This is a genomic window from Halorubrum hochsteinianum (genome assembly GCF_023702125.1).
GTDB classification, from domain to species: Archaea; Halobacteriota; Halobacteria; order Halobacteriales; family Haloferacaceae; genus Halorubrum; species Halorubrum hochsteinianum.
The window spans coordinates 2846365-2859350 of sequence record NZ_CP098415.1; the positions used below are offsets into that span (position 1 = coordinate 2846365).

Genomic DNA, 12986 nt, shown 5'->3' on the forward strand with positions numbered 1-12986 from the left:
GACGCCGCGCGGGTCGTTTTATGTCCTTCGCGCCGCGACGTGTCGCCATGCGCTTCGACCACGTCGGCGTCGCGACGCGAGACGCCACCGATCTGGCCGACCTGTTCGGCGGCCTGCTCGACGCGCCGGTTGCCCACGAGGAGACGTTCGACGACATGCGGATCGTCTTCCTCGAACTCGACGGCGGCGGGTACTTCGAACTGCTCGAACCGGACGCCGGCGGGACGATCGCGGAGTACCTCGACCGCGAGGGCCCCGGCGTCCACCACGTCGCGCTCGCGGTCGACGACCTCCCGGCCGCGCTCGATCACGCCCGCGACCTCGGTATCGACCTCGTCGACGAGGAGCCGCGCCCCGGCGCGTGGGGCCACGACGTGGCGTTCTGTCACCCGCGGTCGACGGGCGGCGTCCTCGTCGAGTTCGTCGAGCGCTGAACCGCGGGGCCTCACGACTGATCCCGTCGCGGCGGTCCGCTCCGAAAGCGTCGGACTTTCCCGAGCGGACCGTCGAGACCGGCGTGATGCCCAGACCCTCCCGAGGAGTCACGTCGGTCGTCTCGACGGTCCTCCTCGTCGCGATCGTCGTGGTCCTCTCGGCGACCCTCTCGGCGTTCGCCGCGGGCGTCGCGGACGACCTCCGGAACCCGGGCCCGTACGTCTCGCAGTCCGGCGGACAGCTCGCGGTTCAGGACGGGTACGACGGCGGGACCGTACGCGTCACGCACGTCTCGGGCGATCCGGTGCCGGTCGAGGAGATGGAGATAGCCATCGACGCGTCCGACGCCTGCGGAGAGCGCGAACGACTGATACGCCTGCCGGAGGGAGGAAACTCGTCGGGGAGCTTCGCCGATTCCAACGTCGCGTCCGGGTCGATAGACGAGAGCATCGTCTCCGGCGGGAACCGAGTCGACCTCGGCGTGTTGGACTCCAGAACGACGAACCGCTTCGCCGCGGGCTCGTTCCTCCAGTTTCGACTCACCGGGGAGAGCTGTTCGCTGGCCGAGGGCGACCGGGTCGTCGTCAGCGTCGTCCACGTCCCCTCGGGCTCGGTCGTGATCAGACAGGAGCTCGTCGTCTGACCGTCTCGCTCCTCGGCGGAAGGGCCTTCCGTTCGCCTTACTCCTCGCCGGACCGCGTCGCGTCAGCGACCGCCGGGTCGTGCGTCTCGTACCAGTCGAGGATCGTCTCTAACCGGTGGATCGCGCGGTCCGGGTCGCCGATGTTGTGGTGTTCGTCGGGGTAGACGACCAGTTCCGCGTCGATCCCCTGCTTCCGAGCGGCGACGTACAGCTGCTCGGACTGCGAGGGGGGACACCGCCAGTCCTCGCCGCCGGCCATCACGAGCAGCGGCGTCTCGATGTTCCCGGCGTCCAACACCGCCGTCGAGGAGTCGTACGCCTCCGGGTTCTCCCACGGCAGGCCGAACTCCGCCTCCAGCCAGACGTGGGTGTCGTCCGTGCCGAACGCCGAGCGCAGGTCGTAGATGCCGTGCTCCGGAGCCGCCGCGGTGAACAGGTCAGGTTCCTGCGTGACGAGGAATCCCTGCGCGATGCCGCCGTACGAGAACCCGTGACCGAAGACCCGGTCGGGGTCGACCCAGCCGCGGTCGGCGAGCGACTCGACGCCCGCCGCGATGTCGTCGACCTCGGCGGTCCCCCACTTCCCGGTCAGCTCCGCGGTGAACTCGCGGCCGCGGGAGGTGCCGCCGCGGTAGTTCGGCCGGAAGACGAGGTACCCCCGGCTCGTCAGCGCGGCGTGCGCGAAGCTGAACACCGGCTCGTCGTACGACATCGGGCCGCCGTGGATCGCTACCACCAGCGGGTGGTCGCCCGCCTCGGGGGCGACCTCGGGGTCGTGGTAGAGGACGCCGTCGAGCGTCCAGCCGTCGGACTCCCACTCCACCCGCTCGGCGGTCGGCATCGCGAACTCCTCCGTGAGCGACTCGTTGACGCGGGAGAGCCGTCGGAGGGAGTCGGGCTCGGTTTCGGCGTCGAGGTCGTCGACGCCGACCGCGTACAGGTCGCTCCCGTCCGTCGGGTGCGAGAGGACCGTCACGGCCGTCTCACCGCCGTCGTCGACGCCGAAGGCGGCCATGGCGCGGTCGTGGCCCTGCGCCTCGAAGACGCGCGTCGCGGTCCCGCCGGGACCGTCGTCGTCGAGGTCGACCCGGACCAGGCGAGTGCTGCTCTCGTCGGCGATCCGGACGTGGATCGCGTCGTCGACCCACGCGGGTTCGCCGCCGCGGGCGACCGTCCGGTCGAGGTCGGCGGTGAGGGAGACGGGGGCCGCGCGGTCGGCCTCGTCGCCGGCGTCGACGAGGTACACCTCGGCCGGGGCTGGCGGGTCGTCCGGGTCGCTCGCGACGGTCGCGATCCCCTCGCCGTCCGGCCGCCACGCCGGCGCGCCGTGGGTGAGGTCGCCGCCGGTGAGCCGCTCCGCGTCGCCGCCCTCAGGCGACACGACGTAGAGGTCGCGGACGGTGGTGTCGTCCGGGCGGTCGAGCCGGCAGGCGGTGAAGGCGATCCGGCCGTCCGGTCCCCACGCGGGGCCCATGCCGGCGATGTCCTCGAACGCGCCGCCGCCGTACGCGTCGTCGAGGCGGCGCGGGTCGCTCTCGGGGTCGTCGAGGTCGACCACGAAGAGGTACCGCGTCACGTCGTCGGTCCACCCCGCGCCGTTCACCTTGTGCTGGAGCCGCGTCGTCTCGATCGGCCCGCCCTCCTCGCGCACCTGATCGAGGTACTCGGACTCCTCGTCGGTCGGGTCGCGAGACTCGATCACAAGGCGGTCGCCCTCGGGCGAGAAGTCGAAGCCGGCGACGCCCTCGTCGCGCTCGGTGACCTGCCGCGCGTCGCCGCCCAAGGCGAGGTCGAACAGCCACACCTGCGGCTTCGGCTCCTCGTCGCCGTTTCCGAAGGGGTCGTCCTCCGGCTCTCCCTCCTCGTCCGTTTCACCCCCCTCGGAGGCGTCGTCGTCGTCTCCGGACTCGTCGCGGTCCCGCCAGCCGACCCGTCGCTCCGCGTCGCGCTCGCGGGCGGCCACGAACGCGAGGCGGTCGCCGTCCGGCCCCCACGTCGGCGCGGAAGCCCCGGACGCACTCGTCAGCCGGTGCGGCTCGCGGGAGCCGTCGGTCGGGACGACGAACAGCGAGGAGACCGCCTCGTCGGCGGCCTGATCGTACTCGGCCGCGGTGAAGGCGACGCGGTCACCGGTCGGGGAGACGGCGACCTCGCCGATCTGGGTCAGGTCGTAGTACGCGTCCAAAGGCAGTTCCGACATGGACACTCCCAGCGGTGGAGGGAGGAAATACGTTCGGGCCGCGGAACCCGAGCGGCGACCGACTTAACCCCGACGCGGTCCGACGGCCGCCGTGTTCCGCGACCTCTCGCGACCGATCGAGACCGGGATGCCGACCTACCCCGGCGACCCCGGCGTGACGCTCGGGCCCGACGCGACCCACGAGACGGACGGCTACGCGACGAGCGGACTGCGCACCGGGACCCACGCGGGGACGCACGTCGACGCGCCGCGACACACCGTCCGCGACGGGGAGACCATCGACGACCGGGAGGTCGGGTCGTTCGCGTTCGACGCCCGCCTCGTCGACCTCGGGCCGCTGGAGCCGCGGGAGGCCGTCGGTCCCGACGCGTTGCCCGACCCGAGCGCCCTCGACGAGGCGGTCGACCTCCTCGTCCTCCGGACCGGGTGGGCGTCGCGCTGGGGGTCCGAGCGGTACCGCGACCACCCGTACCTGACCGCGGCGGCCGCCGGGCGCTGCCGGGAGGCGGGCGTCGGCGTCGGGCTGGACGCGTTCGGGCCGGACCCGACGCCGACGACGGGGGACGGTCCCGAATCGGGCCCACCCACGGGGGGCGACGAGCCCGACGGCACGCCCGCGCACGACGTCCTGCTCGGCGGTTCGCTCCCGATAGTCGAGAACCTCCGGGGGCTCGACGGCCTCCCCGATCGGTTCCGGCTGTACGCCTTCCCGCTCCGGCTGCGCGGGGCCGACGGGTCGCCGGTGCGCGCGGTCGCGGAGTGGGAGTGAGGCGTCCGGGAGTCACCCGCCGAGGCGGTCGGGTCCCTCGCGCGCGGGCAATACCAAACCCGTTTTAAGCGTCGGCGACGAACCACGTTTCAAGGTCGATATCCATGGAAATGCCACGCCGCTTCAACACGTACTGCCCCCACTGTGACTCGCACCACGAGCACGAGGTGGAGAAGGTTCGATCGGGTCGCGCGACCGGAATGAAACGCGACGCTCGGCAGCGACGCCGCGCGCTCGCGACGATCGGCAACGCCGGCGGGTACTCGAAGGTTCCGGGTGGCGACAAGCCGACGAAGAAGACCCACCTGAAGTACCGCTGCGGCGACTGCGGGAAGGCCCACATGCGCGAGGGATGGCGCGCCGGCCGCCTCACGTTCCAGGAGTAAGCATGGCGGGAGACTTCCACCGCGTCGCCTGCGGCGACTGCGAGAACGAACAGGTCGTCTTCGGCAAGGCCTCCTCCACGGTGTCGTGCGCGGTCTGTGGCACGACCCTCGCGACCCCCACCGGCGGAGAGGCCGAGCTTCACGGCGAGATCGTCGAAACCGTTGAGGCGCGGTAACAGCCTCACCGCTCCGTCATGAAGTACAGCGGCTGGCCCGAACCCGGCGAGTTGGTGGTCGGCGACGTCGACGAGATCGCCGACTTCGGCGTGTTCGTCGACCTCGACGAGTACGAGGACAAGCGCGGCCTCTGTCACATCAGCGAGGTCGCCTCCGGCTGGATCAAGAACGTCCGCGACCACGTCCGCGAGGGACAGACGGTCGTCGCGAAGGTGCTGGAGGTCGACGAGTCGTCGAACCAGATCGACCTGTCGATCAAAGACGTCAACGAGCACCAGCGCAAGGAGACGATCCAGGACTGGAAGAACGCTCAGAAGGCCGACAACTGGATGGAGATCGCGCTCGGCGAGGACGTCGACGACGACCGCTACACCGCGGTCGCCAACGCACTCCTCGTCGAGTACGAGAGCCTCTACGACGCCTTCGAGGCGGCCGCGATCAGCGGCGACGAGGCCCTCGAAGCCGTCGACGTCGACGACGACACCGTCGACGCGATCGTCACGGCGGCCCGCAACAACGTCTCCGTCCCGTACGTCGACGTGACGGGGTACGTCGACCTCGAATCGGCGGCCCCCGACGGCGTCGACGACGTGCGGGACGCGCTGGCCGCGGCCGAGGGGAACGGCGAGATCCCGGACGGCGTCGAACTCGACATCGGGTACGTGGGGTCGCCCGAGTACCGGATCAAGGTCCGCGCGCCCAACTACAAGACGGCGGAGTCGCAGCTCGAAGCCGCCGCCGAGCGCGCCCGCGAGTCGATCGAGGCCGCCGGCGGCGCCGGCGAGTTCCACCGCGAGCGACGCGAAGACGACGAGTAACCGCGACCGGCCCGACGCCGCGTCGCCTTTTCACCCGTGAAATCAGATATCCGCGTCTGCGCGAACTGGGAGACCGTCCACGACCGACCGGTGTACGCGCTCGGCGACCGCTGCCCGGAGTGCGACGGCCCGACCGAGAACAGCGCGCCGGCCCCGTTCGGGCCGGAGGACCCGTACGGCGAGTACCGCCGGCGGGCGCGGCGACGCGACTCGGGGTAGGACTCCCGGGCGTCGGCTGTTGCGGGCGGCGTCCGCGCGCGAATAGCCACGCTCTTGTGAGCGCCGGACGGACGGGTACGGTATGGAGGACATCGAGATCGACGAGGTCGCGACGCCGGAACTGGACGACCCGGTGTTGATCGAGGGGCTGCCGGGCGTCGGCCACGTGGGGAAACTCGCTGCCGAACACCTGTTAGAGGAGTTCGACGGGGAGCTGGTCCGCCGGGTGTACGCCACGGAGTTCCCGCCGCAGGTGAGCGTCGACGACGAGGGGGTCGCGGAGCTGACCTGCGCCGAGTTCCACGCCGTCGAGACCGACGGGGCCGACCTGCTCGTGTTGACCGGCGACCATCAGGCCGGGTCGAACGCTGGCCACTACCGGCTCACCTCGACGTTCCTCGACGTCGCGGAGGAGTTCGGCTCCGAGCGCGCGTTCGCGCTCGGGGGCGTTCCCACCGGCGAACTCGTCGAGGAGTACACGGTCCTCGGTTCCGTCTCGGACGCGGCCCTCGTCGACGAGTTAGCGGACGCGGGCGTCGAGTTCCGCGCGGACGAGCCGGCCGGCGGCATCGTCGGCGTCTCGGGGCTCGTCTTGGGGCTCGGCGGTCGCCGCGGGTTCGACGCCGCCTGCCTGATGGGCGAGACGAGCGGCTACCTGGTCGACCCGAAGAGCGCGCGCGCAGTGCTGGAGACGCTGGAGGCGGTCCTCGACTTCTCCGTCGACTACGAGAGCTTGGAGGACCGCGCCGAGGAGATGGAGGAGGTCGTCGGCAAGATCCAGGAGATGCAGGAGGGGCCCGCCGTCCCCGACGACGACCTGCGCTACATCGGCTGATCGGACGCGTTCGCCGACTTCGCTCGTTTTCTCCGCCGCCCCGTCGCCGCCCGGCGAGCGGAACCCCCGGTTTCGGCAGAGCTAAACCGGATCGTCGATCATCGTTCGTGTATGACCGACGTACGCGTCGCCGGGGTCGGGCTGACCCGGTTCGGCGACCACCCGGAGCGCACTGGCCGCGACCTGTTCGGCGAGGCCGCGCTGCGGGCGTTCGAGGACGCAGGCGTCGACAGCGCCGACGTCGAGGAGCTGAACTACGGGAACTTCATGGGCGCGCTCGCGGAGCATCAGGGCCATCAGGCACCCCTGATGGCCGAGGCGGCGGGCGTCCGGTGTCCGGCGACGCGCTACGAGTCGGCGTGCGCGTCCGCGGGCGTCGCGGTCCGCGAGGCGGTGCGGACGGTGGCGGCGGGCGACGCCGACGTCGTCCTCGCCGGCGGGATGGAGCGCATGACGAACCTCCCGACCGACGAGGTGACGGAGGGGCTCGCCATCGCGGCCGACGACCTCTTCGAGGTGCGGGCGGGCGTGACGTTCCCCGGCGCGTACGCGCTGATGGCGAACGCCTACTTCGACGCCTACGGCGGGAGCCGCGAGGACCTCGCGCACGTCGCCTCGAAGAACCACGCGAACGCCGTGCCGAACGAGTACGCCCAGTACCGGACGGAGGTGTCCGTCGAGGAGGCGATGGACGCGCCGCCGGTCGCGGAGCCGCTCCACCTCTACGACGCCTGCCCGATCACCGACGGCGCGAGCGCGCTCGTGCTCGTCTCCGAGGAGTACGCGGCGGACCACGACCTCGACGCGTCAGTCGCGGTGACGGGCACCGGACAGGGGACCGACCGGATGGCGCTCGGCGACCGCGAACACCTCGCGCGGACGCCCGCCGCCGACGACGCGGCCGACGCGGCCTACGCCGACGCCGGTATCGACGCCGACGCGGTCGACGTCGCGGAGGTCCACGACTGCTTCACGATCGCCGAGGTGCTGGCGCTGGAGTCGCTCGGGCTCTTCGAGACGGGCGAGGGGATCGCGGCCGCCCGCGAGGGGACCACGACCGCCGACGGCGACCTCCCGGTGAACCTCTCGGGGGGGCTGAAGGCGAAGGGGCACCCGGTCGGCGCGACCGGCGGCTCGCAGATCGCTGAGCTGACCCGGCTTCTCCGGGGGGATCACCCCAACAGCGAGCACGTCTCAGACGCCGAGGTCGGCGTCGCGCACAACGCCGGCGGCACGGTGGCCAGCGCGGTCGTCCACGTGCTGGAGGTGGCGGAATGAGCGACGCGGACGCGTCGGAAGACGCCGCCCCGACCGACCGCGAGTACGCCGAGTGGCTCGACGCGCTCGCCGACGGCGGCGGGTTCGCCTTGGTCTGTCCGGACGGGCACGGCTCGCTCCCGCCGCGGCGGGTGTGCCCCGAGTGCGGCTCCGCCGACCTCTCTCGGGGGGCCCTCGACGAGACGGGGGTCGTCGAGACGTACAGCGTCGTCCACGTCCCGTCGCCGCGCTTCGCGGACGACGCGCCGTACGCGACCGCCGTGGTCGATTTCGGCCCGACGCGGCTGACGGGCGTGTACCGCGAGGGCGGCGACGCGGCCCCGGACCCGGCCGTCGGCGACCGGGTGACGGTCGACGTGGGCGAGCGCGCCACCGACGGCGAGCGGCTCGTCGTGTTCCGCCCCGCGGACGGGGAGACGGGGAGCGGAATCGAGAGGTAAAGCGCCGGCGGTCGGCGCACGGACGGGATCACCGGAGCGACGGGGTCGGCGTCGGCAAAAGTATTATAGTCAGTTCGTCGATATTCGGGACGTATGCCCGACCGCATCCCGGTCCTCCTCGTCGACGACGACCCGGACCTGCGCGAGGTCACCGCCTCGTTCCTGGAGCGAGAGGCGGACCGGATCGCGGTCGAGACGGCACCCGACGCGGCCGCCGGACTCGACGCGCTGGCCGACTGCGAGATCGAGTGCGTCGTCTCCGACTTCGACATGCCGGGCCGAAACGGGCTGGAGTTCCTTGACGCCGTGCGCGAGCGCCACTCCGATCTCCCCTTCATCCTGTTCACCGGGAAGGGGAGCGAGGAGGCCGCGAGCGAGGCCATCTCCGCCGGCGTCACCGACTACATTCAGAAGCGCGGCGGCACGGAGCGGTACGAGCGCTTGGCGAACCGGATCGTCGAGGCGGTCGAGAAGTGTCGGGCCGAACGGGAGGCCGAACAGGCGATCGAGCAGTTCCGCGCGGTCGCCAACGGCGCGTCGGACGCGATCCTCACGATCGACACCGACGGGGTGATCCGGTTCGCGAACCCGGCGGTCGAGTCCGTCTTCGGCCACGAGCCGGCGGCGATCGAGGGCGAGCCCCTGACGACGCTGCTACCGGAGCGACATCGCGAGACGGTCGACCGGCATCTTGACGGCGGCGACGGCGGCGTCGATCGCTCGGAGATCCGGTTCGACGCGCGCCGCCGCGACGGCCGCGAGATACCCGTCTCCATGTCGTACGGGGAGTTCGCTGCCGACGGCGAGCGGCGGTTCGTCGGCGTGGTCCGCGACGACGCCGGCCGCGACCAGCACCGGGCGTTCATCGAACACGCCGGCGACGTGGTCGCGGTGCTGTCGAGCGACTGGCGGTTCCGCTACCTGAGTCCGTCCTGCGAGCGCGTGACCGGGCACGCGCCGTCCGACCTGATCGGCGAGCGGTCGCTCGACTACGTCCACCCGGAGGACCGAGAGGCGGTCGAGGACGCGTTCGGCGAACTCGATCCGGACGGGACGCCCCCCACCGCCGAGTACCGGTTCCGGACGGCGGACGGCGACTACCGGTGGCTCGAGTCCGTCGGCAGCGACCGGATCGACACCGACGACATCGAGGGGTACGTCGTCACCACGCGCGACGTCTCCGAGCGCAAGGAGCGCGAGCGGACGCTGTCGAAGCTCCGGGAGTGGACGCGGAAGCTCAACTACACCCGGACGACCGAGGAGGCGGCCGACCTCGCGATCGAGGCGGTCGACGACCTGATCGACGCCGGCCTGAGCGGAATCCACCTCCGAACCGAGGACGGGAAGCGCCTCGAACCGGCCGCGCTCGGGCAGTCCGTCGCGACGGAGTTCGAGACGCAGCCCTCGTACGACCGCGACGCGCCGCCCGGGTCGCGGGCGGCGTTGGTGCGGGACGCGTTCCGCGGCGAGGAGTCGGTCGTCATCGACGAGCTCTCCGCCTACGAGCCGCTCGACGAGCCCTCGCCCGCCGGGAGCCTCGTGTTGCGGCCGGTCGGCGACCACGGGGTGTTCGTCGTCTCCGCGCCGGAGCCGAACGTCTTCAGCGACACGGACGTCCTCGTGGCCGAGATCCTCTCGGGCCACCTGGAGGCGACCCTCGACCGCATCGAGCGCGAGGGGCGGGTGAAGCGGCTTCACAACGCCACCCGATCGCTCGTCAGCGCGGACTCGCCGGAGGGCGTCGCCGAGCGGGCGCTCGAGGCCGCGACCGACGTGTTGGGCTTCTCGCTCGTCGCCGTCCGGATCTACGACGAGGAGGCCGGCGGGCTGGTCCCCATGGCGGTCTCGCCGGAGGCGGCCGACCTCCTCCCGGAACGGAAGACGTTCACCCCGGACGGGGGGACGATCACGTGGAAGGCGTTCGAGGCGGGCGAGATCCGGATCTGCGACGACGTGGCGGAGAGCGGCGGGGTCGACGCCGACACTCCGCTCCGAAGCCTCCTCGTGGCTCCGATCGGCGAGTACGGGACCGTCTCGGTCGGCGAGACCGAGCCGGGGGTGTTCGGCGGCGGCGACGAGTACCTCGCCGGGATCTTGGCCACCGCCGCGGAGACGGCGCTTCAGGCCGAGGCGCGCACCCGTCGGCTCGCCGAGCGGACCGCCGAGTTGGAGCGGCAGAACGACCGGTTAGAGGAGTTCGCGGGCGTGGTGTCGCACGACCTCCGGAACCCGCTGGAAGTCGCCCGGGGGCGGACCGAACTCGCCCGCGAGGAGTGCGACAGCGAGCACTTGGCGGCGGTCGGGCGCGCGCACGACCGGATGACCGCGCTGATCGACGACCTGCTGACGCTCGCCCGGGAGGGCGACCCCGTGACCGACGCCGGACCGGTCGACCTCGGCCAGATCGTCGGCTCCTGCTGGCGGACGGTCGACACGAAGGAGGCGACGCTGCGCGTCGAGGCCGAGCGGATGATCGTCGCGGACGAAAGCCGGCTCAGACAGCTGTTGGAGAACCTGATGCGGAACGCGGTCGAACACGGCGGCGAGGGGGTGACGGTCACCGTGGGCTCGCTGCCGGACGGCTTCTACGTGGCCGACGACGGGCCGGGGATCGAACCGGAGCGGCGCGAGGAGGTGTTCGACGCCGGCCACTCGACCTCGGAGTCGGGGACCGGGTTCGGACTGCGGATCGTCGAGCAGGTGGCCGACGCCCACGGGTGGTCGGTCCGCGCCGTCGAGAGCGAAACCGGCGGCGCGCGGTTCGAGATCACCGGCGTCGAGGTGCGGTGACCCCGTCGCGACGGGAGGGGCCGCAGATCAGTCGCGAGTGACCAGTTCGACCTCGTGGCCGTCCTGGTCCTTCGTGAACGCGTAGTTGTGGTCGCAGGAGGCGGGGTCGCGGTAGTCGGGCGCTTCGCGGGTCAAAAGCGTCTCCCAGGCGTCGTCGAGGTCGTCGACGCGCACCGCGACGTGCCCCCAGCCGTCGCCCATCGTGTACTCGCGACCGTCGTAGTTGTACGTGAGTTCGAGCTTCATCGCCTCCTCGGGGGCGTCGTCGGGCGCGACGAAGTAGTTCGAGAAGGTGTCAGCCTCCCAGCGGCCGGAGGGCTGCTCCGTGTACTCGAACTTACGGGTCCAGTAGCCGAGCGCCGCGTCGGCGTCCTCGACGCGGATCATCGTGTGGTCGATGCTCCACTTCGCGCCGTGGTCGCGCTTGACGATCTCGATCTCGTGGCCGTCGGGGTCCTTCACGAACGCGTAGCGGTTCCCGCAGGACTCGGGGTCGCGGTAGTCGTCGACGCCCTCTTCCATCAGTTGGTCGTACGACTCCTGGAGCGCGTCCTCGGGGACGCGGACCGCGATGTGGCCCCACGCGTCGCCGATCTCGTAGCTGCGGCCGTCGTGGTTGTACGTGAGCTCCAAGAGCGCGCCGTCCTCGTGGACGTCCTCGGGGCCGAGGAAGACGTTGGTGAACGTGTCGGCCTCCCAGCGGCCCTTCTCCTCGTAGTTCAGGTGAGTCTGATACCAGTCGAGGCTCTCCTCTAAGTCCTCGACGCGGATCATCACGTGGTCGAAGGTTCCGTCCATACGCGACGGATCGGCCGCTCGGGTCAAAAGCGTACTGAAGCCCGAACCCGGCGCGGACCGAGCGACGGCTCGGTCGAGCAAATCGCGAGTTCAGTCTGGTTTTATTAACACCGCACGGCGTGGATAGATGTCGCGCGGCCCCTCATTCCCCGTGTTCGTCGCCGCCGGCGACGGACGCGTTCATGGCAAACGAACCGACCAGACCGTCGACGCCAGACGGCACGGCAGAGCAGCAACGTTCGATATTGACCACCCGCCGCGCGCTCCGCGGGGTCGCCGCCTTCGCGGCGGGCGCGCCGTTCACGGCGGTCGTCGCCGCGGTCGAGGTCGCCGTCGCGACGGCGGCGCTCGGGGTCCCGCGGTCGACCGCGCCGGTCGCGGTGGGGCTCGTCGCGTTCGCGGTGTACGCCGCGGACCACGTCGCCGACGCCGAGGGCGACGCCGCTTCGACGCCCTCGCGGGCGCGGATCGCGCTCCGCTACGGCGACCAGTTGATGACGGCCGCCGCGGTGAGCTACGGGGTCGCGGTCGCGCTCGCGGTCCGCGCCGGGCCCGCGGCGCTCGCGCTCGTCTGCGTTCCGGGCGCGGTGTGGATCGGCTACGCCTCCGACTGGCTGCCGACCCTCGGCGACGTGCTCGCGCCCCCCGGGGAGGTGTCAGTCCCGCGGCTGAAGGACGTGTTCCTCCTCAACTCCGCGGCGGTCGCGCTCGCGTGGGCGGTCGCCGTCGTCGCCGCGCCGCTCGCGTTCGGCGGCGTGGCGGTCGACGCCGTCGGGGCTCCGACGGTCGCGCTGCTTTTCGCGTACGTCGCGGTCCGCTCGTTCGTCGACGTCGAGGTCCCGAACGTCAGGGACGTCGCCGCCGACGCCGCGCGCGACGTGGCGACGCTCCCCGTCGTCTACGGGGTCGGGCGGACCCGGCGCGTCCTGCTCGGCGTCGACGCGCTCGCCGCGGGACTGCTGGCGGCCCTCGCCGGGACCGGCACCGCGTCGCGGCCCGCCCTCGTCGCGCTCGCCGCGGGGCTCGCGGTCTCGGTGGCCGTCACCGCGCTGGCCGACCGGCTGGACGGGGCGACGCTCGGCGTCGCGCCGGACTGTAGCTACCTCGTCGCGGGCACCGTTCTCCTCGCGCTCGGCTGGTGAGCGCCACGCTCCCGGCTTCGCGGACGTGACACCCGATTTTTGGACGAAATAATACG

General features: G+C 71.8%; 14 protein-coding genes. 12 read left to right on the forward strand and 2 right to left on the reverse strand.

From position 1 onward, the window contains the following. Positions 1-47: 47 nt before the first annotated feature. Complete coding sequence (gene mce, locus NAF06_RS14370; RefSeq protein ID WP_008586577.1) at positions 48-434, forward strand: methylmalonyl-CoA epimerase; 387 nt, start codon at positions 48-50, stop codon at positions 432-434. Between the two features lie 86 nt (positions 435-520). Next, entirely contained in the window at positions 521-1078 is a 558-nt protein-coding gene (locus NAF06_RS14375; RefSeq protein ID WP_008586575.1) for a type IV pilin domain-containing protein, read from the forward strand. A gap of 37 nt (positions 1079-1115) precedes the next feature. On the opposite strand, the gene NAF06_RS14380 is transcribed toward NAF06_RS14375, so the two are convergent. Then, positions 1116-3278: a S9 family peptidase gene (locus tag NAF06_RS14380; protein WP_049908869.1), complete on the reverse strand. Its 2163-nt coding sequence runs from the start codon at positions 3276-3278 to the stop codon at positions 1116-1118. 91 nt (positions 3279-3369) lie between these two features. On the opposite strand from NAF06_RS14380, the gene NAF06_RS14385 reads away from it, so the two are divergent. From NAF06_RS14385 to NAF06_RS14425, 9 genes are all read left to right on the forward strand, one after another. Then, entirely contained in the window at positions 3370-4047 is a 678-nt protein-coding gene (locus NAF06_RS14385; protein WP_008586571.1) for a cyclase family protein, read from the forward strand. 104 nt (positions 4048-4151) lie between these two features. After that, the gene (locus NAF06_RS14390; RefSeq protein ID WP_004595867.1) at positions 4152-4433 is read left to right on the forward strand and encodes a 50S ribosomal protein L44e; all 282 of its coding nucleotides are present in this window, start codon (positions 4152-4154) and stop codon (positions 4431-4433) included. Between the two features lie 2 nt (positions 4434-4435). Next, positions 4436-4609 carry a 30S ribosomal protein S27e gene (locus tag NAF06_RS14395; protein WP_004595868.1) on the forward strand — a complete coding sequence of 58 codons (174 nt, stop codon included), beginning with the start codon at positions 4436-4438 and terminating at the stop codon, positions 4607-4609. Between the two features lie 18 nt (positions 4610-4627). Continuing rightward, the gene (locus NAF06_RS14400) at positions 4628-5428 is read left to right on the forward strand and encodes a translation initiation factor IF-2 subunit alpha (protein ID WP_008586566.1); all 801 of its coding nucleotides are present in this window, start codon (positions 4628-4630) and stop codon (positions 5426-5428) included. Positions 5429-5464: 36 nt separating this feature from the next. Further along, positions 5465-5647 carry an RNA-protein complex protein Nop10 gene (locus tag NAF06_RS14405; RefSeq protein WP_008586564.1) on the forward strand — a complete coding sequence of 61 codons (183 nt, stop codon included), beginning with the start codon at positions 5465-5467 and terminating at the stop codon, positions 5645-5647. An 82-nt stretch (positions 5648-5729) separates the two neighbouring features. Continuing rightward, positions 5730-6482 carry a proteasome assembly chaperone family protein gene (locus NAF06_RS14410; protein WP_008586561.1) on the forward strand — a complete coding sequence of 251 codons (753 nt, stop codon included), beginning with the start codon at positions 5730-5732 and terminating at the stop codon, positions 6480-6482. A 111-nt stretch (positions 6483-6593) separates the two neighbouring features. Continuing rightward, positions 6594-7760: a thiolase domain-containing protein gene (locus tag NAF06_RS14415; RefSeq protein ID WP_008586560.1), complete on the forward strand. Its 1167-nt coding sequence runs from the start codon at positions 6594-6596 to the stop codon at positions 7758-7760. After that, a complete protein-coding gene (locus NAF06_RS14420; protein ID WP_008586558.1) occupies positions 7757-8200 on the forward strand; it encodes a Zn-ribbon domain-containing OB-fold protein in 444 nt (147 codons plus the stop codon). The genes NAF06_RS14415 and NAF06_RS14420 overlap by 4 nt, the downstream gene beginning before the upstream one ends. Positions 8201-8293: 93 nt before the next feature. Further along, on the forward strand, positions 8294-10990 hold the full coding sequence (locus NAF06_RS14425) for a hybrid sensor histidine kinase/response regulator (RefSeq protein WP_008586556.1): 2697 nt from the start codon (positions 8294-8296) through the stop codon (positions 10988-10990). A gap of 27 nt (positions 10991-11017) precedes the next feature. On the opposite strand, the gene NAF06_RS14430 is transcribed toward NAF06_RS14425, so the two are convergent. Continuing rightward, positions 11018-11788 carry a VOC family protein gene (locus NAF06_RS14430; protein ID WP_008586554.1) on the reverse strand — a complete coding sequence of 257 codons (771 nt, stop codon included), beginning with the start codon at positions 11786-11788 and terminating at the stop codon, positions 11018-11020. 182 nt (positions 11789-11970) lie between these two features. Between NAF06_RS14430 and NAF06_RS14435 the strand changes: the two genes are divergently transcribed. Continuing rightward, positions 11971-12930, forward strand: coding sequence for a UbiA family prenyltransferase (locus NAF06_RS14435; RefSeq protein WP_049908868.1), 960 nt, complete (start codon positions 11971-11973; stop codon positions 12928-12930). Positions 12931-12986: the final 56 nt, after the last annotated feature.